The sequence below is a fragment of the Parabacteroides sp. KHUB-01 genome, from assembly GCF_056640935.1.
Window position 1 is genome coordinate 1,923,346 of the sequence record NZ_CM153256.1, and the last position, 20,660, is coordinate 1,944,005.

Sequence of the window (20,660 nt, forward strand, 5' to 3'; positions counted from 1 at the left end):
TCAAAACCGGGTTACCGGACATGAAAGTCCAGCAACTTTTCTTCGCCAATATAACCCTGCAGATGGTCGTTGATAGCAACCGGTCCAACACCAACAGGAGTTCCGGTAAAAATCAGGTCACCAATCTTAAGAGTAAAAAAGCGACTGACATAAGCCACAATCTTATCTACGGAGAAAAGCATATCAGCTGTGCATCCTCTCTGAACAGTCTGTCCGTTTATATCAAGATGGAAATTCAAATTCTGAACTTCTCCCACTGATGAAAGAGGAACAAACTGCCCTATCACAGCAGAATTGTCGAACGCCTTACTTATTTCCCAAGGCAAACCTTTAGAGCGCAAGTCTCGTTGTAAGTCGCGCGCAGTAAAGTCTATCCCCACTGTTACCTCATTATAATAACGATGAGCAAAACGCTCGGCTATATTCTTTCCCAAACGGTCGATACGCACCACCAATTCCGTTTCATAATGCACCTCTTTTGTGAAATCCGGAATAAAAAACGGCTTACCGTCTTTCAGTAATGCAGAATCAGCCTTCATAAAGATTGTCGGCTCTTTTAATTCTAACGTATGATTCAGCTCTTTATTGTGAGCTGCGTAATTCATTCCTACTGCTATTATTTTCATATATGTGTATTTTAGAGACAAGGGGACGAGGCTTCAGATACAAGGAAGGTCTTGTCAACTTGTTTCCTTGTCAACTTGCCACCTGTTACTCCTGAATCCTATTAAACATCACTGCCAAATGAGCATAAAGCGAAGTGTTCTGCACTACAATATTCTCCGGCACACGAATACGGAAAGGCGTAAAGTTCCACAAAGCTCGTATTCCGCCCTTTATCATATAATCTGTAACTTCCTGAGCTTTGTCCACCGGAACAGTTACAATTCCTATAGTTGCCCCAAGTTTCTTGCGGATGGCAGGGAAATCATCAATATGATAAACCGGTATTCCGTTTATTGACTTTCCGGATAATTCACGGCGAACATCAAAACCGGCAACCACTTCCAGACCATATTGCTTCAAACCAGTATCCTGAAGCAATGCCGCTCCCAAACTTCCGACTCCGAATATTACAGCTTTATGCGAAGAAGCAAAACCTAAAAAATCATCAAGTTCTTCTATAAGGGCATCTATTTCATATCCAACACGCGTCTTTCCCGAAACATTGACAAACGACAAATCCTTCGCGACCTGACTCGCATCAACATTTATCTCTTTCGCTATTTGAGTGGACGAAACAAATTCTTCACCGCGAGCTTTCAGCAACTTCAAGAAAGCCAAATACCATGGCAGTCTTCTCAACGTCGGCTCCGGAACCTTCATTACCGGTTTAATATCGTCAACAGTCATTCTTTTTTAATGTTATTAATTCAAAGTTTCGCAAGCTCTACTTTTAAGGGAACAAGTTAACAAGGGAACAATTTGACGAGGTTTCTCTGTCATAAAAAACAGAAAAGCAAAGGTAATCTTACCTTGTCAACTTATCTCCGAAACCTAGCTTCCTCATCTACTTAATGTAAAACTGCAAAATTACTATTTTCTTTTTTTCATTAGAAATGTACAAGCAACAAATTCATCAATCTCAGCCATGTAACAGCATTGTAACATCACTGTCGCCTATTTGTAATAGCTATTAAGTTATCTTTGCAAAAAATTTAAACACATGAAACTCAGAAACATTTTATCATTATTCTTATTAATTTTCAGTATTAGCCTGTCGGCACAGGAAAAGAAAACCAGCAGCTGGTCATCGTTCATAGACTCCCTGACAACAAACAACGAATCAGAAGAAATGCTGGAACATTTGCGCAATATGCCTAACATCGAAGTCGGTAAAGGTATTTCTTTCGAACCAAAGGACAAAAGCTATAAGATGACAATGCGTTTCCGTATGCAGAGCATGGCATCAGCTTCGTTCGACGACAACTTCTCACACACTGAAACAGAAGCTCGTGTGAAACGTCTGCGTCTACGTTTCGACGGTTATATTTTCTCACCTAAATTGTTATATTCTATCCAGTTGGGATTCTCTCCATACGATGCGGAAGTTATTCCTAACGGAAACGTAAATATCATCCGCGACGCGATGGTGTTCTATATGCCAACCAACAATTTCAGCATCGGTTTCGGACAGACAAAGATAAAGGCCAACCGTGCACGTGTGAACTCATCCAGTGCTTTGCAGTTTGTGGACAGAAGTATCGTAAACTCAGAGTTCAACATCGACCGTGATTTCGGTTTGTTTACAGAATATTATGAAAAGCTTTTTGCAGATTTCAATATCGGCTTGAAAGGTTCTATCACTTTGGGTGAAGGACGAAACTGGAGTGTAAGTAAAAACAGCGGTTTCGCATATACCGGCCGCGTTGAGCTTTTCCCTCTAGGTCGTTTCAAATCTTTGGGTGATATCACTGAAGGAGATTTCGAACGCGAGGAAAGAGTAAAAATCCTTCTTGCCGGCGCATATTCTTTCAACGACAACACCAACAGACTTCAGGGACAAAAAGGCGACATAATGCCGAACAACGAAACCCGAGACATTAACAGCTACTTTGTTGACTTTATTTTGAAATACAACGGTTTTGCATTCTACACTGACTTTATGGGACGTAAATGTTCCGACCCGCTGTTTACAGGCGACAATGAAACATCTATATACAATGGTAACGGTTTGAATATTCAGACAAGTTATCTATTCCCGAAAAACTGGGAAATTGCACTACGTAATTCAACTATGTTCCCGGAAGAAAAGGTTCAGCAAATGGTAGGATATGAAAAATATAACCAGACTACTATCGGTGTAACCAAATACTTGATTGGTCATAGTCTGAAGGTTCAAGCCGATGCTTCATATAACCATAAAATCAATCCTGTAGATCCTACTTACAACCGCTGGCAGTTCAGATTCCAGGTTGAATTGGGATTGTAATATAAAAACACACATTTATTATATAAGTTAAAAGCCAATAGCATCAAGTAATTTTGCTATTGGCTTTTATTTTTTATTATCCCAGCAGATTTTAGCTTTCAAAGCTGCACGGAATAAAAAAGAAAATACTGTTTCAAATCATAATCTTACTTTGAAAAATTTTTTTCATCCGGATGAAAAAGAATTTCCATATATTATGAAAAAAGTTTTTCATATATTGTGAAAAAAAAGTTTCAGCCATATAAAAATGGCTGAAAATATAAATCTCATATAATCAATATATTAAAAAACACGTCAAGAAATCATAACAAATCTCCAACTTTCTCCAACCCCATGCTATGAGAACCTTTAATCAAAATATAATATCCCGATAAATTATCTTTTTTCAGAGCCTCAACCATATCAGCGGTAGTAGCAAATGGTGAGAAGCTGGAAGCAACATTAGAAAAATGCTCGCCGCAAAGATAAACCTTGTCGAAACCATAGCGGCGCAACTGCTCAACAACCTCGAGATGCAAGGCGTCGCTTTCCGGACCAAGTTCTTTCATATCCCCAAGAACAACTGCTTTTGGCGAACCCTTCATTGCGGCAAAATTATCAATAGCCACCTTCATACTGCTGGGATTGGCATTATATGCATCGATAATAAGACTGTTACGCTCGGTTTGCTTGAACTGCGAACGGTTGTTTGTCGGCATATAACTCTCCAAAGCATTGTTGATTGCTTCGGCAGGAACACCGAAATAAGAACCTACTGCTACGGCTGCAAGGAGATTGTCAAGATTGTAAGAACCGATAAGATGAGTTTTCGCATTATATGTGTTTCCGCTGCCTGTCCATGAAAAAGACAGGAAAGGATTACATTCCGTTTCCTTGCCATAAACAAAGCAATCACTGCCTGTTCCGTATGTTATGCTTTCCAATCCGTTTGCCATCGCAGGCAGATATGGATTTGAGGCGTTTAGGAAAATCTTTCCTCCATTATGGCGGATAAAGTCGTAAAGCTCGCCTTTAGTCTTCATCACTCCTTCGAAAGAGCCAAAGCCTTCGAGATGCGCACGGCCGACGTTGGTTATAAGTCCATAGTTAGGAGCGGCTATTTCCACAAGTTCCTTTATGTCGCCGGGATGATTTGCTCCCATTTCGATTACTGCCATTTCGTGTTGTGCCGTCATTTTGAGAATAGTGAGCGGAACTCCAATCTGGTTGTTCAGATTTCCGGCAGTGTAAAGCAAATTGTATTTGCGGGACAAAACTGCAGCCAGCAATTCCTTTGTAGTCGTTTTTCCGTTTGTACCTGTGATTCCTATTACGGGAATGCCCAAAGTGTGGCGATGCAGGCGTGCCAGTTGCTGCAATGTTGAAAGTACATCATCAACGAGAATCATGCGTTCGCTGCTCTTATATTCGGCATTGTCGATTACTGCGTATGCTGCTCCGGAAGCCAGGGCGCCTTCGGCATATTTGTTTCCGTCGAACCGCTCGCCTTTAAGGGCGAAGAAGATTGAACCGGCAGGACAATTGCGGCTGTCGGTGGTCACCGTCGGGTGCTGAAGATATAAATCATATAGTTCTGTCAACTTCATAAATCCAAGCTTTTTTATAGACGGAGCAAAAGTAAGAATAAAAGAAGAATTTCTATCTTTGCGAGCAAATAATCATTAGTAAATGAAACACTCAACTCTAAATATTAAAGGTGAGCTCCTGTCGTTGGAGAAACCTCTGGTTATGGGTATATTGAATGTCACCCCGGACTCATTTTATGAAGGAAGCCGCAAGCAAACAGAAGATTCCATCAGAAAGCGTATTGAGGCAATAATCAGCGAAGGTGGAGATATAATTGATGTAGGCGGTTATTCATCCCGCGCAGATGCTGACGATATTTCTGCCGAAGAGGAGATGAAAAGGCTAGAAACGGCTCTGAAGATTATCTCAAAAGATTATCCGGAAGCTATAGTTTCAGTGGATACTTTCAGGGCAGAAGTGGCACGACGCTGCGTGGAGGAATTTGGAGTTGCCATAATAAATGATATTTCGGGCGGCGACCTTGACAAGGATATGTTCAGAACCGTAGCTGAGCTTCACGTTCCATATATCCTGATGCATATGCGCGGAACGCCTAAGACTATGCAGCAAAACACAGACTACAACAATATCACTGCCGACATAATGACGGATTTGTCAGCCAAGGTAGAAAGGCTGCGTCTGATGGGCGTGCACGATATTATTCTGGACCCAGGCTTCGGCTTCAGTAAAACTATGGAGCAAAACTACGAGCTGATGAGACATCTGAAGGATTTCGAACTCTTCGGACTGCCTCTCCTTATAGGAATATCCAGAAAAAGCATGATTTACAAACTGCTGGGATGCACTGCGGGAGAAAGTCTGAACGGAACAAGCGTGCTCCACACCTTTGCATTGCTCAACGGGGCAAATATATTAAGAGTTCATGATGTGAAAGAAGCCGTTGAAACAGTAAGAATATGCGGAATGCTTTCCGGCGAGCCGGAACATTCGTCAACTTGCAAAATTGTAAACTCGTCAACTAAAAAAACTATATAAACAAATAAACAAAATGTGGCTACAATTCGGCGTTAAAGATTTAATTGACATATTGCTTGTCGCCTTTTTCCTGTATAAGACATATCAGGTGATGAAGACTTCGGGAACTTTGGCGATATTCAGTGGTGTAGTATCATTTATAGTTGTATGGATTCTTATCTCGCACGTTCTGGAAATGAAGCTGATGGGAGCCATATTGGATAAGTTTATCAGCGTAGGTTTCGTTGTACTGGTGGTTCTTTTCCAGGACGAAATCAGGCGTTTCCTCCTTGTACTTGGTTCACACAGAGGATGGAAATTCCTCAGCAAGCTATTCAGCAAACGCGACCCGAACAGTGAAAACGAAAGCAAGTTCGTAGCTCCCGTTGTTCTTGCATGTATGAATATGGCTAAAAAGAAAACAGGCGCACTTATTTGCATACAGCAGGAAATGGAACTGACAGTTTATGAACACACCGGTGAAATGTTTAATGCCGATGTGAATGCCCGCCTGATTGAAAATATATTCTTCAAGAACAGCCCTTTGCACGACGGCGCAATGATTATTGCCGACAACAGAATCAAAGCTGCCGGATGTATTCTGCCCGTTGCGCAAAACGCAAGTTTGCCTAAGGAAATGGGATTGCGCCATCGCTCCGGTCTTGGTATGTCACTAGAAACTGACGCAATAGTCATCATCGTTTCAGAAGAAAGAGGAAAGATTTCTGTGGCACACAAAGGTAATCTGAGTGTGAATGTTACAGCAGAAGAGTTACAGCAGATTCTTTCGGGGGAAAGGGTGGTTGGATAACTATATTAAACACCGTACTTTTTTGAAACATAACAGTCTTTCATTTTGCTATTGAAATCTGCCTTTTTCAATTGATTAGAGCTGTTCAGACAGCCATATTATTGTTAAATATTCTGAAACTGACATCTATCACTGAATTTATTTATGCGATTTTGCAAACTCTATATTGCATTTTGCCTAATTTTGTAGCAGAAAAAGTTTTAAACAGAACATAAATAAATTCTTCCCTATGGACTTAATGCAAGACATTATTGCACGCGCAAAGGCTAACAAGCAGCGCATCGTTCTTCCTGAAGGAACTGAAGAAAGAACATTGAAAGCAGCCGACCGTCTGTTGGCTGAAGGAATTGCAGAAATCATCCTTATCGGTGACCCTGCTGAAATCAACAAACTTGCTGCAGAATATGGTTTGAACCATATCGTTCAGGCAACAATTGTTGACCCTAAGAATCACGCAAAGAAGGCTGAATATGCCGACCTTTTGGTTCAGTTGCGTCAGAAAAAAGGTATGACTCCTGAAAAGGCTGCAGTTTTGGTTGAAGACCCATTGTTCCTTGCTTGCCTTATGATTAAGTCTGGCGATGCCGACGGTGAAATTGCCGGTGCTTTGAACACTACAGGAAATGTTCTTCGCCCTGCATTGCAGATTATCAAGACTGCTCCGGGTATGAGCTGTGTTTCAGGTGCATTCCTTATGTTTACTCAAACACCTCAGTATGGTGAAAACGGTTTGTTCGTATTTGCTGACTGTGCTGTTATGCCTAATCCTAACGCTCAGGAATTGGCTAGTATCGCTGTTGCTACATCTCAGACAGCACGCCACATTGCTGGTATCGAACCTCGCGTTGCAATGTTGAGCTTCTCAACTAAAGGAAGTGCTTCACACGAAATGGTTGACAAAGTAGTTGAAGCTACTCGCTTGGCAAAAGAAATGGCTCCGGATTTGAAAATCGACGGTGAATTGCAGTCTGACGCAGCTTTGGTTGAAAAAGTTGCTGCACAGAAAGCTCCGGGAAGCGAAATTGCAGGTAAAGCAAACGTATTGGTATTCCCTACTTTGGAAGTTGGTAATATTGCCTACAAACTTGTTCAGCGTCTTGGCGGTGCTGAAGCTGTTGGTCCAATCCTTCAGGGTATGGCTGCTCCAGTTAACGACTTGTCACGCGGATGCTCTGTTGATGATATCTACAAGATGGTGGCTATCACTTGTAATCAGGCAATCGGCTTGAAGGCGAATAAATAAGAAACGAGGGGACGAGTTGACAAGGTTTCAGAAATAAAAGATTAATATCTTGTTTTCTTGTCAACTTGTCAACTATTAAAATTTACAACTAATAAACTCAATAAACATGAAAATCTTAGTATTAAACTGCGGTAGTAGTTCAATCAAATATAAATTGTTCGATATGACTTCGGGCGATGTTATGGCTCAGGGTGGTATCGAAAAAATCGGTTTGCCTGATTCATTCCTTAAGCTGACAGGTAAAGATGGTAAGAAAGTTGTCCTTGAGAAAAACATTCCTGGACATCAGGAAGGTATTCAGTTTATCCTTAGCGTATTGACAGACGAAACTTACGGCTGTATCAAGGATTACAAGGAAATCGACGCTGTTGGTCACCGCGTAGTTCACGGTGGTGAAAAGTTTGCGTCAAGCGTACTTTTGACTAAGGAAGTTTTGGATAAGGTTGAAGAATGTACAGACTTGGCTCCTCTTCACAATCCTGCAAATTTGAAAGGTATTGCAGCTATGGAAGCTTTGATTCCTGGCATTCCTCAGGTTGGCGTATTTGATACTGCTTTCCACCAGACTATGCCTGAAAGAGCTTATATGTATGGCTTACCTTACGAATATTACACTAAATATGGTATCCGCCGTTACGGTTTCCACGGAACTAGCCATCGCTATGTTTCAAAACGTGCCTGCGAAATCCTTGGTGTAAAATACGAAGATCAGAAGATTATCACAGCTCACGTTGGTAATGGTGGTTCTATCGCTGCTATCATGAACGGTAAATGTATTGACACAACAATGGGTCTTACTCCAACTGAAGGTTTGATGATGGGTACTCGTTGCGGTGACATTGACCCGGGAGCAATTCCATTCATCATGGAAAAAGAAGGCTTGGATGCAGCTGGTTTGTCTGAATTATTGAACAAGAAAAGTGGTGTTGCAGGTTTGTCTGAGATTTCTTCAGATATGCGTGAAATCGAAGATGCTGATGCTCGTGGAGACAAGCGTGCAATGATGGTATTGGATGTTTACAACTATCGCATCAAGAAATATATCGGTGCTTATGCAGCAGCTATGAACGGTTGCGATATTCTTGTATGGACTGGTGGTGTTGGTGAAAACCAGTGGGCTACTCGCCGTGTAGTTTGCCAGAACATGGAATATATGGGAATGAAAATCGATGTTGAAAAGAACGAAGGTATGCGTGGTCAGGAAATGGTAATCAGTACTCCAGACAGTAAAGTTAAAGTATTGGTTGTACCTACTGACGAAGAGTTCATGATTGCATCTGATACAATGGAAATTCTTAATAATAAGTAAACAAGGGAACGAGGAAACAAGTTGACAAGGTTTTCATAAATGTTTCTTGTCAACTTGTTAACTTGTCAACTAGAATATTTATTAATAACTATTCGGATCCTCACAGCTTACATTAAACACAAGGATTCGTGTTTAAATAGCCCTGACACCGGTTGGGGCTATTTTTATATCCGGAAATGTCAACGGCATAAAAAAACAGAGCCTACAATCAATGTAAGCTCTGTTTTCATATTTTGGATTCCTCAAAAGGGGAATTTACTTTTTATTTTTCTTTGCAGCCTTTGCTTCTTTCTTTGCAATCTTAGCCCATTCTTTTGCACCTTCTTCTTTCAGTTTAGCTGTTGCAGCTTTTGCAGCTTGCTCAGCCTTAGCTTCATCTTCTGGAGAAGCAAAAGCATGTTTGAAACCTTTTACGTCATTCCAGTGTCCACGAGTGAAATCCGGGAATGCAACTGCAGCACAGCCATTATCCATTGAGATTGCGCCAAGCTCTGCCAAAGCACACCATTCAGCCATATCATAAACATCCATGTCCAAAGGAAGACCATTCTGCAAGCAGTAAACAAGACGAGAGTCCATGATAAAGTCCATACCGCCGTGTCCGCCTACTTCCTTAGCCATTTCACCATATTTCTTAAGGATAGGATGCTGATATTTCTCTACCAAAGCATTCATCTCAGCTTCCGGCATAAATGAATGAGAATTAAGATTATCTACTTTTGGCTGAACACCAGAAGCTGCCATCTGAGAAGCATCCAAAGCATATCCTTCAACAGGATATTTATTAGCAAAACCTTTAGTTCCTGTCAACTGATACAATCTGTTGTATGGCTGAGGACTCATTACATTGTGCTGAATTTCGATTACTTTACCGTTTTCTGTACGAATAAGAGTTGTTGTATGATCACCGTTACGGAAATTGTCGCATTTTTCACCTGTCGCTCTTTCTGCCAATGCTTTTCCGTGAACAGACTTAGTATCCATAGCAACCAAAGTAGTCATACGGTCACCACGGTGAATATCCAATGCCTGAGCAACCGGGCCAAGGCCGTGAGTAGCATAAACATCACCACGGTTTTCCATGTTATAACGCAAGCGCCATCCTAGTTTGTCTTCTTTTCCGTTTTTCCAGTAATAATCCCAGAATTGGTCAAGATTATGGATGTATGCACCCTGAGCTCTTATAACTTCACCGAACACACCTTGCTGAGCCATGTTCAATGTATTCATCTCGAACCAGTCATAACAGCAATTTTCAAGAATCATACAGTGTTTACGAGTCTTCTCACTAAGATTGATAAGTTCCCAGCACTGTTCAAGATTCATTGCTGATGGAACTTCTATAGCTACATTCTTACCGTGTTCCATCGCATATTTTGCAACTGGGAAATGATGATCCCAATCTGTTGCGATATATACCAAATCAATATCTTCACGTTCACAAAGAGCCTTGTAACCTTCTGCTCCAGAATATACATCAGCTTTAGGCAGACTTGCCTCACGCAAATATTTCTGGCATTTTTCAGCTCTTTCTTCTTCATAATCACAAAGAGCAATAATATGCGTTCCCGGAATATGAGTAAAACGTTCCACTGCACCTGGACCACGCATACCCAAACCAACGAAGCCAACTCTTACAACTTCCATTTTTGGAACTGTAAGCCCTATAGCATGCTGTTGACCAGCAGGACGTTCAGGTGTATCAATTACTATTGTTCCTTTATCCCAATGCCATTTAGTTGATGGCGATAAAGATTGTGCATTTAATTGAGGTGCTGATGCCAATGTAAGCATAGCACAAGCACCTAAAATCAATTTGTTGAATTTTCCCATAATTTAATTTATGTTTTTCGTTGTTAGCATGAATTATCCGCAAAGGTAACGATTTTATTTATCTAACCATCCTTTTAGCAAATATATTCATATAATACCCCCCAACTACTGAACGAGCCTGAAATCCTCGTTGGTTTCCTGTAGAAGTATAATGCCAATCACTCAAAGGTACACGCGAAGTCGTTTCATTAGCATATTTCCAAACAGGTTGAACCAACGCACAAAAATCTGCATCATTTCCAGTCAGACAAGCAGTCCACAAAATCCAGTCAGATTTTGAATAATCTTCTCTATTATCTAACGGTAAGCCATAACAGTTAATGTGTTCTTTATAGAAAACCATTTCAGTATCAGCAACTTTTTCTGGGAAAAGATTAAACCCTAATAAACGATCCCAAATTAAATTATATTTTTGGCTCCATGTTCCAGGCTGGTCAAATGTGAGTCGATAGTGGTCTCCATCATCTGCCATTTCCACCCATTTAGAAGCCATATTACGAGCAACAGACTCATAAGAATCAGCCTGTTCTACCTTACCTAACATTCTTGCCAAATAAGCATAACTAGCCACTCCCATAATAGCTTTTATTGAAAGATTAGTATTATGGGCAAAATGACCTGCAAAATCATCAGTACATAACTGGTTTGCTGGATCCAAGCCTTCTTTTTTCAAATAATCAGCCCAAGCTGTAAGTTCATTCCAATATTTGGCAGCATATTCTGCATTGCCTTCAACCTTAGCAATAGCAGCTGTCAAAATTAACATGTTTCCCGACTCTTCCACAGGCATATCACCACCATAAGTCTGACCATTAGCATGTGGATAAGTTCCAACATCGTGAGCGGCAAACGGTTTTTTCCATCTACCTGAATGGCTGTATTCAAAAATCGGAGTCATCATTCCCTTCAACAAATCCGTATTATAACAAAGATACATCGGTGAAGACGGGTAAGTAATATCTACAGTACCAATAGAACCATTACTGAAATTCTCTTTTGAAAAATACATCAGATTTCCCTCACTGTCGGTTACAAGCTTATGCGCAGCCATTGTTTGGCGATAGACTAATGCACACAACTCAGCATACTGCTGTCCTCCTGCATTTCTAGCCTCCTCCATCAATTTTTTGTCAAAATCATTACATTGCTGCATATTTTCCGAATATGAATCAAAAGCTTTTTTCAAAGCCTGTTCAATTGTAACCGAACCATTATGTTTCCAATATGCCATCCTATTATCTCCAAAATACTGGATAGAATAAATATCATCATAACCTAAAACCAAATGTCCAGAACATATTTCTTCTCCAACCATACCTAAATTGTCTGAATATGCTAAAACGGTCATTTGTTTCTGCATATCAGGAGAAGTCAAACCTTTTTTCCCTGGCAATATTCCTGTTTTCAAAAAATTGGTTTTAGTTGTTTTCTGTTCATCAATAGAAACGGTTACTCTTGGAGAATTAGGTGCAGCCATACAAAAATATCCCCAGTCAATACGTAAATCATCACCTTTCTTCTGCAAAATAGGTTGCTCAACAGTTCCTGTTTTCATCAAAATAAAACCATCTTCTTCCTGCAATGAATACTCTACTGGTTGTTCAATAGTATTTACTGCTAGTAAAGGAGTTGCTTCAAAATACACTTGAACATCATGCTTTTTCTCATCCTGCGAACGTACTTGATAAGTCACATAATTGTAAGGAGCAGCAACCAGCTCCAAATTTGTAGGAACTGCAGGAGACGTAAAAATCAAATCAAGTAAAACTCCACCACATTCAAATGTATAATATGTTTGAGTTGGCATTACAACAACAGACTTCTGCTCAGCCTTTAAATTAAATGATGTATCATCCTTAATCTGACGCGATATACCAAAATCTATATAAGCTCCACCTCCATTATTATGGCAATGAGCTGCAAGAACATTATTATGGGGCTTTATCGAAGAAGCTATATTAGCAGGTATTTCCTGCAACAAATCATAATCCAAGCCATTACCGGCTACAGCTATTTGTTCACCATTCAAAAATATCTCAACATTATCATCATGAGAGTACTGTAAGAACAGATCTTCCTTTGATATATCTTCAGACCAGTCAAATGTTCTTCTAACCCAAATATCATCTTTATTCCAACTTACTGTTGCATGAGGATTCTCAGGTGTACCAAATGCAGCCTTTCCTGATTGCCAATTTTGGGGCACATAATCATTCTGCATCCAGTTATCTTCAGGTTTACTAAAGGTATACATCGCGTCCCATAAATTCTGTTTTGCAGTACCAATTACAGGCTCAGTCTTTATTAAATCACGGCCCATAAAACGATATGTTTCTCCGTCAACACGAATAGCACCAACCAACGGATGATTTCTGCCAGTCCAATGTCTTGTTGGTTCATCATTAAGTTTATCACAAAACGACCAGACACTAGTATAAGGATCTATTGTGAGCAAAGGATAAGCCGGTGCTCGCAATGAATTCTCATCTGCTGGTTTGTAAACGACTCTATTATCTTTCGTTATACAACTTACTAATGACAAAGTCGCACAACATAACGCAAAAATTTTTCTCAAGAAATCCATTTTCTATATATTTTCATTTATATTCAACAAACCATATTTACTAATGTTACACTAGTTATCTCACCATTTAAAAGTAACATTAACTCCATCTGGATGATTTTCAAATTTTACCAGACAAGTATGACTGTTCTCATTCCATTCAAAAGCAGCATCAAGAACTTTATTTCCATTAGGACCAATAAAATCTACTGATTCAGGGATTTCCGGTAACAAGACACGCATAACATTTGTTGTTTCTATTGGACTCTTTGCTACAAAAGTGTAAGATGTATCTGTTATTGCCTCATCATAAATTCTAGCCGCACCACACAAAACTTGAGGTTTAGTAGTATTTTCCACACACGCAAGATCAAGTAAAAATGCCTGCTCACCCGGATTCACAATTTTCTCTGATAAAACTGGTAATTCTGGATCAAACAAATCAATAAACCTGCCTTTCAATATATAAGGTTCATTACTTACACTTTCATCAAGTACGGCTACCAATTTATATACACCACGTTCTAGATAAAAATTATTCTTGAACTGAAGTTCATTTCCGTTAGTCTTTTCTGCATACAATTTGGCAACTGTTGAAACATAATCCCTATCACCTCCAACATTCATAACATAACTTTTAGGATCCTGTCGAATTACACATACCTTTCCCTTGCCAACAGTGTATTCCCCTGCGGGTAAATTAGCAGGTAATCCCATTATAGAGAACAAATGTTCCGAAGGAGTCGCATAATTGTTTCCATTTTGATTCCACCACTCACGGACTTGTTGAAACGGATCCTTATCTGTTGCACTATAAACCAACACACCACCATTCTTAACCCAATCAGAAATAATATTATGAGCTTCAGGCTCTAAAGGTTTCATATTGGAATAACTCATCAAAAGGACTTTGGTATTTTTCCAGTTTTCAGGGAAAGACACATTCTCGATATGCATCAGATGTACAGGTATACCACGTTTCAAAAATGGCAAAGCTTGTCCATAAAAGTTTGACAGCTGAGGATCATCATAACCAGATATAGGTTCCGGAGCACGTTGAAACATCATAGAATTAGCCATAAGTACACTTATACCTTCAGAGCCTGATACTCTATTATCAACAACCGGCATATTATTCAGAGTATTTATCATAACCTGCATTTGAGTAGAATAAAAGCGAGGTATGCGGGTCTTCTCATCACTGTCAGGACTAGTACGATACAGCCCTTCATATATTCGTTCAGGCCAAGGCATAACTTCATAATTATTATTGTCTGGATAAAACAATTTAGCAGTAAAAGTTGCCTGATAATTTTTACGGTAATCATCCCAATCCCGTGGCCAATCCTCTATCGGGTCTGTCAAGAAAAATACTTTCCTGCCTGTAGGAGCTGTCATTGATTCCATACAACCATACTCTAAAAATGCATTCTCAAACACCCTTTCTTTTTTTATACCGTCAAAATAATTAGGTTCACGAGATGTACCAGTCCAAACTTGAGCTATATAACCATCAACACTTTCTGATGATGCCAAACTAGCTTCTGGACTAACAATTTGCCATTGAGCGTAATTCACCAATGAATGAGTTGGCACATAACAGCGAACTTTCATTCCTTTGGATTTTCCATAATCCTTAGCATAAGAAAACCATTCATTCAAGGCTTTATAATACAAATGATATTTCAGTTTATTTGACAAATAGGTATTTTCTGCAGATTCATGCTGAGGTTTCCAATCAAACCCATAATAAGTTTTCCATTCACGCTTAAAAGCTTCACTATATCCACCTCTTGCCCAAAATTCCGGCTCTTCCAAATAAATAGCATCAATTCCTGCATCAATAGCTCTCTTTATATGACGTTCTTTCAAATAACTGATAAAATTATCAGACGGAACAATATATGGGACCATGTAACCATGCCAAATAGTATCTCCTTTTCTGGTAACTTGTCCCTCATCCAAATGAGTTTTTCCATCCCAAGCTCCTGTAAAATAATCCTGATATTCACCCCAAGCACTTCCTGTCATAAAATGTACAGTATAGCCACGTTCACGCCAACTACGGACACGCTCTTCAAATCCAATCGTCTGCTTATCAGAAGGATTTCCCCCTATTCCGTATACAATAGCCACATCAGCACGGTTATCCATTGTTGGTCGCCACGGTTGTCCTGTCTGAAAGGCGGTCTTCTCTCTTTTTTCAACTAACTGGTTATTATCTGATATTTGCTCTAATTTACATCCTGTTCCAACCAAAATAAAAGACAGGCCACCAAAGAGCATTTTTTGAATTGTTGTTCTTTTCAGAATCTGTTTAAATTTATTTATAATTAGTTGTAAATCAGTAGGTTAATTGGAATTTTTTTCGTAACTTTATGATTATCAAGACATTAAAGTTATGCATAAGTACCCAACCAACCTGACTGATAAACAGTGGCAAGTTATAAAAAATATGTTAGACCCCAAAGAAAGATTCAGAAAATATTCACTGCGCTCTGTTTTTGACGGCATCCTGTACATCGTGAAGACCGGCGTGCAGTGGAGAATGCTCCCATCGGATTTCGCTCCGTGGCAGACAGTGTATTACTATTTCAGCAAGTGGAAGAACGAGGGCCTGCTTGAAGAGATCTTCGACACCCTCCGCGGCATTGTCCGCCGTCTTTCGGGCAGGGCGGAGAGTCCCAGCCTTGGGATCATCGACTCAAGGAGTGTCAGGACCTCCCATCATATTGATGGTCAAAGGGGAATAGACGGAAACAAAAAGATAAAGGGCAGGAAGGAGCACATAGTGGTTGACACACTGGGGCTGCCCATGTCAGTGAGAGTCCATCCGGCAAATGTCCATGACAGCGTAGGGGCGGAAGAGGTGTTCGAATCCATGAGATACAAATTCCCGGGGCTGAAACGGATTCTGGCGGACGGAGGTTACAGGGGCGAGACTGTCAGGAACACGGTCAAGAGACTGCTGCATTGCGACCTGGATGTCGTACTCAGGTCCGACAAACGGACGGACAGATTTGTCCCCATGCCAAAAAGATGGATTGTCGAGCGCACTTTCTCATGGCTCGAGAACTTCAGGAGACTGACCATTGACTATGAATACAGGGCCGATACGCACGAAGCCATGATGCATATCGCTGCCATAAAATTATTTTTGAATAAAATTTAAACAGTTTCTCATAATAAAAAAATGTGAGTCTGATGGGAGAAAACATTTTTCCAATCAGACCCACTTATTTATTAAGGTAAAAATAATACTAAATTAGCGGATACGGCCTACATATGAACCATCCTGAGTGTTGATTTCGATAAGTTCACCTTCATTAATAAACAAAGGAACACGAACTTCTGCACCTGTTTCAACTGTTGCAGGTTTCAATGTATTAGTAGCTGTATCACCTTTGATACCCGGTTCAGTGTATGTTACAACAAGCTGAACTTTTGTTGGCATATCAGCGAACAAAACTGTTTCAGTTGAAGCATCAGATACAACATCAACTATTTCACCTTCTTTCATGAATTCAACACCGTTAATCAAATCCTTGTCGATGATTACATCTTCAAAAGTTTCCTGATTCATAAAGTGGAAGTGTTCACCTTCACGATATGTATACTGATAAGGACGACGTTCAACACGAACATCTTCCAATTTTTCACCGATATTAAAACGACGTTCGATAACACCACCTTTTACAACATCTTTCAAAGTTGTACGCATGATTGTGTTACCTTTACCTGGTTTTACATGAAGAAAATCTACGCAGAAATACAATTTGCCATCCAAACGGATACAAGTACCTTTCTTAATGTCTTGAGAGTTAATCATATTTTATTCTTTATATTTTGTGATTATTCTTGAAAGAGTTTTTCTCGGCGCAAAAATACTATTTTCCCTTTTAAGAAACAAAAGAGAATTGAAAAAAACGACCTCTAACTATTCAGAATAAAGAGATTATATATGTAATAACTGGTACAAGTATCGCTGTCATAATTCCCATCAATCCTATTGCCAAGCCACTCAGTGCCCCTTCTACAGCTCCAATCTGTATAGCAGCAGCTGTTCCGACACCATGAGAAGAAGCTCCCAATGCCAATCCCTTTGCTATACGGCTTTCTATACCCAAAACTTTCATAACCATAGGACCAATTATACTTCCAAATATTCCTACAGCCACAACAATTACGGCTGTAAGTGACGGTATTCCTCCGTTTTTCTCTGATATACCCATTGCTATCGGAGTCGTAACGGATTTTGGTTCCAATGTAGCTATTAGAGCATCCTCAGCTCCCATCAATTTTCCGATAACTATAACACTTACTATTCCGACAATTGCACCAACAAATACTGATGTCAGAATTGATATCACGTTACCTTTAAGATATTTCATCTGTTCATACAACACATAGCCAAGAGCCACTACTGACGGGCCAAGCATAAAATGAATCAAATGGCTTCCTTGCTTGAATGTTTCATATTCTATTCCGAAAACATTCAAAAACAAAATTATAACCAAAATAGATGTCAATAATGGATGAAGCAACTTTATTTTAGTCTTGGTATAAAGAAGTGTTGCTATAAGATATGTCCCAATAACCAATGTAAGTATAAAAACTTCGCTTTGTAGTAAATTATTCATGAGCTTTCTTTTCCATATTTTGTTGAACAATGGCAACCACAGCTATCACAAGAATCGTGCTAACGACAGATGCCAGCAAAATAAAAAGCCAATATTTGCTTATTACAGCTAATGAAGTCATCAATCCAACTCCGGCGGGAAGGAAAAACAATCCCATATTATCTGTAAGCAAAGTTGAGATTCTCTTGACTTTTTCCGGTTTTACCCAACGGAAAGCCAACGAAACAAAAAGAAGCATCATTCCAATCACACTACCCGGAACAAATCCATTTATAAAGTAGCTTATAAATTCTCCTACAAAATAGAAGAACAACACATAAAAAACTTGCGTCAGCATTTTACCTTTCCTTTAAATAAGATGACGATGCAAAATTAGTAAGCTCAAACAATATATGTTCTACAACATATATTAATTACAAAAATAATTGATGAATATCAATATAGAACAGTGCTCTATCTCTAGAACTGACAGCTATAATCACTATCAATCAAACATATAGATATTTTATGTCAATGCTGATGTTATAAACATATAAATCATCATACCAATAATATCATTGGTAATTGTTATAAACGGTCCTGTTGCCAATGCTGGATCTATTTTCAGCTTATCGAGAGTCATAGGAACCAGCGTTCCGAATACACTGGCAAAAATAACAACAGCAAACAAGCTTAAAGAAACTGATACTGTTATACCTCTATCACCCAACATAAAGAAATTATATATAAATACAACCATACTAATTATGCTGGCATTAATCAATGATACAACAGATTCTTTCAAAATTTGAGGGAAAATATTACCGTCTTTCAACGAGTTGTTTGCCAAACCCTGAACGATAATTGCAGAAGACTGTATTCCAACATTTCCTCCGGTTCCACCAATCAATGGTATAAATAATGCCATTTTGGGATTTGTAGCGAAACTTGATTCAAAACCTCCCAGAATAACAGAGTTTCCCAAACCACCCAGCATTCCGATTAAAAGCCAAGGCAAACGAGCTGCCGTTTGAGTGAATACATTATCCGAAGTTTCAACGTCCTGAGAGATACCGGATGCCAACTGATAATCACGTTCGTGCTGTTCACGAACTTCATCCATTACGTCGTCAATTGTAATACGTCCGATAAGACGACCGATGCTGTCTACTACAGGCAAAGCAACCAAGTCATATTTTTCAATCGTTTCGGTAACTTCTTCAATACTGTCACTGTCGCGAACAGAAATCGGATCTTTTTTCATCACGTGTTTAATCTTCGACACGGAAGGACTGGTTATCAACTTTTTCAATGGAAGAACTCCACGCAAACGTTCATCATCATCAACGACATAAACATAATATATCTCATCCATATCCTCTGCTTGCTTACGCATTTCGTCGATACATTTAGGCATACTCCAATTCTCGTTTACAACGATCATTTCAGTACCCATCAAACCTCCGGCTGTATCTTCGTCATACTTCAGCAAGTCAACAATATCACCCGCCTGCTCAACGTCCTGGATATGCGAAAGAATCTCTTCCTGAGTGTCTTCATCGAGCTCACGCATCAAATCCACAGCATCGTCGGTTTCCATATTGTCAACGAAACGCTTGGCAATAAGCTCATTTGGAAGTTCTTTCAACAATTTATGACGATCTTCCTCATCAAGTTCCATCAAAACATCCGCTGCCTTTTCATCATCCATCAGCAGATATAGATAGATGGCTTCATCCAAATCAAGCTCCTTATAGAGTTCCGCTATATCAGCTGGATATAATCCACGCAACTCTTCTTTTGCCTTTTCATCATCTCTCTCGGCAATTATGCTTTGGAATTTCTCTATATATTCTTTCGTTAGCTCAATCATAATAACCAACGTTTTGTGAGACCTGACAAAGGTCCAAGATTCTTAAATCATTTAAGTTCCATGCTCTATGATAAATAAAACAAATCCAACATGAAACTTTATATCTCCAATAATAACAAGGTAAAAATTTCCTTAAACTTCGGTTTTATTTGCAGAAAGCCATTTGTCTGTCATTATGGTAAGCTCAACGAATTGCTCAACCGACAATTGTTCCGGTCGCTTGTCAAACACAGGCAAAGAATAATCCGGATAATCCTTACCCAAAATAGCTTTCATAGAATTGCGAAGAGTCTTACGACGCTGATTGAATGACGTTTTCACAACTGTCTTAAACAACGCCTCATTACAGCCCAAAGATGTACGGCTGTTTCTGGTCATTTTAATAACAGCACTCTTGACTTTTGGAGGTGGATCGAAAACATATTCACTGACTGTAAATAAATATTCCACATCATACCAAGCTTGCAAAAGGACACTCAATATTCCATAAGCCTTACTTCCTGGGCCTGAAGCCAAGCGTTCTGCCACTTCCTTCTGTATCATCCCGGAACAACAAGGTATCTGATCCTTATAGTCAAGCACTTTGAAGAATATCTGACTCGAAATATTATATGGATAATTACCAATCACACAAAACTGCTCCGGGAAGATTTTCTTTAAATCCAACTTAAGAAAATCATCACCGATTATGCGACCTTCAAGTGCAGGAAAGTTCTGTTGCAAATATTCCACAGATTCACTATCCAGTTCGACTACAGTCAAGTCATGTCCGTATTCCAACAAATATTGAGTCAACACTCCCATTCCTGGACCAATTTCCAATGCCGGAAGATGTTTGTACTCCGCCAAAGTATCGGCTATGCGGCGTGCAATATCCAAATCCTTAAGGAAATGCTGCCCTAATGCTTTTTTAGGTTTTACTAATCTCATCCACCA

At 39.5% G+C, this 20,660-nt stretch carries 17 protein-coding genes; 6 read left to right on the plus strand and 11 right to left on the minus strand.

The features are described from left to right. Window positions 1-11 precede the first annotated feature (11 nt). Window positions 12-626 (minus strand): fumarylacetoacetate hydrolase family protein, encoded by a 615-nt coding sequence (locus ACYIAR_RS08510; RefSeq protein WP_480333480.1) that lies wholly within the window; start codon window positions 624-626, stop codon window positions 12-14. A gap of 85 nt (window positions 627-711) precedes the next feature. Then, the gene (locus tag ACYIAR_RS08515; protein WP_480333482.1) at window positions 712-1,353 is read right to left on the minus strand and encodes a redox-sensing transcriptional repressor Rex; all 642 of its coding nucleotides are present in this window, start codon (window positions 1,351-1,353) and stop codon (window positions 712-714) included. 313 nt (window positions 1,354-1,666) lie between these two features. Here ACYIAR_RS08515 and ACYIAR_RS08520 point away from each other — a divergent pair, with 313 nt between their 5' ends. Further along, window positions 1,667-2,932 (plus strand): porin, encoded by a 1,266-nt coding sequence (locus tag ACYIAR_RS08520; RefSeq protein ID WP_480333484.1) that lies wholly within the window; start codon window positions 1,667-1,669, stop codon window positions 2,930-2,932. A gap of 302 nt (window positions 2,933-3,234) precedes the next feature. Here the strand turns inward: ACYIAR_RS08520 and ACYIAR_RS08525 are convergent, their stop codons facing one another. After that, on the minus strand, window positions 3,235-4,518 hold the full coding sequence (locus tag ACYIAR_RS08525) for a UDP-N-acetylmuramoyl-tripeptide--D-alanyl-D-alanine ligase (protein WP_480333486.1): 1,284 nt from the start codon (window positions 4,516-4,518) through the stop codon (window positions 3,235-3,237). An 82-nt stretch (window positions 4,519-4,600) separates the two neighbouring features. Between ACYIAR_RS08525 and folP the strand changes: the two genes are divergently transcribed. The 4 genes from folP to ACYIAR_RS08545 all read left to right on the plus strand — a co-directional run bounded on the left by folP (window position 4,601) and on the right by ACYIAR_RS08545 (window position 8,836). After that, the gene (gene folP, locus ACYIAR_RS08530; RefSeq protein ID WP_480333488.1) at window positions 4,601-5,494 is read left to right on the plus strand and encodes a dihydropteroate synthase; all 894 of its coding nucleotides are present in this window, start codon (window positions 4,601-4,603) and stop codon (window positions 5,492-5,494) included. 13 nt (window positions 5,495-5,507) lie between these two features. Continuing rightward, window positions 5,508-6,284, plus strand: coding sequence for a diadenylate cyclase CdaA (gene cdaA / locus ACYIAR_RS08535; protein WP_480333490.1), 777 nt, complete (start codon window positions 5,508-5,510; stop codon window positions 6,282-6,284). 211 nt (window positions 6,285-6,495) lie between these two features. Beyond that, window positions 6,496-7,527 (plus strand): phosphate acetyltransferase, encoded by a 1,032-nt coding sequence (pta, locus tag ACYIAR_RS08540; RefSeq protein ID WP_480333595.1) that lies wholly within the window; start codon window positions 6,496-6,498, stop codon window positions 7,525-7,527. Window positions 7,528-7,633: 106 nt separating this feature from the next. Continuing rightward, window positions 7,634-8,836, plus strand: a complete 1,203-nt coding sequence (locus ACYIAR_RS08545) for an acetate kinase (RefSeq protein WP_480333492.1) — start codon at window positions 7,634-7,636, stop codon at window positions 8,834-8,836. Between the two features lie 255 nt (window positions 8,837-9,091). On the opposite strand, the gene ACYIAR_RS08550 is transcribed toward ACYIAR_RS08545, so the two are convergent. From ACYIAR_RS08550 to ACYIAR_RS08560, 3 genes are read right to left on the minus strand one after another with little or no spacing between them, the layout of a single operon-like run. Then, a complete protein-coding gene (locus tag ACYIAR_RS08550; protein WP_480333493.1) occupies window positions 9,092-10,669 on the minus strand; it encodes a Gfo/Idh/MocA family protein in 1,578 nt (525 codons plus the stop codon). Window positions 10,670-10,727: 58 nt separating this feature from the next. Further along, on the minus strand, window positions 10,728-13,253 hold the full coding sequence (locus tag ACYIAR_RS08555) for a glutaminase domain-containing protein (protein ID WP_480333495.1): 2,526 nt from the start codon (window positions 13,251-13,253) through the stop codon (window positions 10,728-10,730). Window positions 13,254-13,313: 60 nt separating this feature from the next. Beyond that, the gene (locus ACYIAR_RS08560) at window positions 13,314-15,518 is read right to left on the minus strand and encodes a hypothetical protein (RefSeq protein WP_480328823.1); all 2,205 of its coding nucleotides are present in this window, start codon (window positions 15,516-15,518) and stop codon (window positions 13,314-13,316) included. A gap of 115 nt (window positions 15,519-15,633) precedes the next feature. Here ACYIAR_RS08560 and ACYIAR_RS08565 point away from each other — a divergent pair, with 115 nt between their 5' ends. Next, complete coding sequence (locus ACYIAR_RS08565) at window positions 15,634-16,404, plus strand: IS5 family transposase (RefSeq protein WP_270592782.1); 771 nt, start codon at window positions 15,634-15,636, stop codon at window positions 16,402-16,404. A 93-nt stretch (window positions 16,405-16,497) separates the two neighbouring features. Here the strand turns inward: ACYIAR_RS08565 and efp are convergent, their stop codons facing one another. From efp to rsmA, 5 genes are all read right to left on the minus strand, one after another. After that, on the minus strand, window positions 16,498-17,061 hold the full coding sequence (gene efp, locus ACYIAR_RS08570; protein ID WP_480328825.1) for an elongation factor P: 564 nt from the start codon (window positions 17,059-17,061) through the stop codon (window positions 16,498-16,500). A gap of 112 nt (window positions 17,062-17,173) precedes the next feature. After that, window positions 17,174-17,872, minus strand: a complete 699-nt coding sequence (locus ACYIAR_RS08575; RefSeq protein WP_480328827.1) for an LrgB family protein — start codon at window positions 17,870-17,872, stop codon at window positions 17,174-17,176. Continuing rightward, window positions 17,865-18,209, minus strand: a complete 345-nt coding sequence (locus ACYIAR_RS08580) for a CidA/LrgA family protein (RefSeq protein ID WP_480328829.1) — start codon at window positions 18,207-18,209, stop codon at window positions 17,865-17,867. Before ACYIAR_RS08580 ends, ACYIAR_RS08575 begins: the two co-directional genes overlap by 8 nt. A 168-nt stretch (window positions 18,210-18,377) precedes the next feature. Beyond that, on the minus strand, window positions 18,378-19,724 hold the full coding sequence (mgtE, locus tag ACYIAR_RS08585; RefSeq protein WP_480328831.1) for a magnesium transporter: 1,347 nt from the start codon (window positions 19,722-19,724) through the stop codon (window positions 18,378-18,380). A 132-nt stretch (window positions 19,725-19,856) separates the two neighbouring features. Then, window positions 19,857-20,654: a 16S rRNA (adenine(1518)-N(6)/adenine(1519)-N(6))-dimethyltransferase RsmA gene (gene rsmA, locus ACYIAR_RS08590; RefSeq protein WP_480328833.1), complete on the minus strand. Its 798-nt coding sequence runs from the start codon at window positions 20,652-20,654 to the stop codon at window positions 19,857-19,859. Window positions 20,655-20,660: the final 6 nt, after the last annotated feature.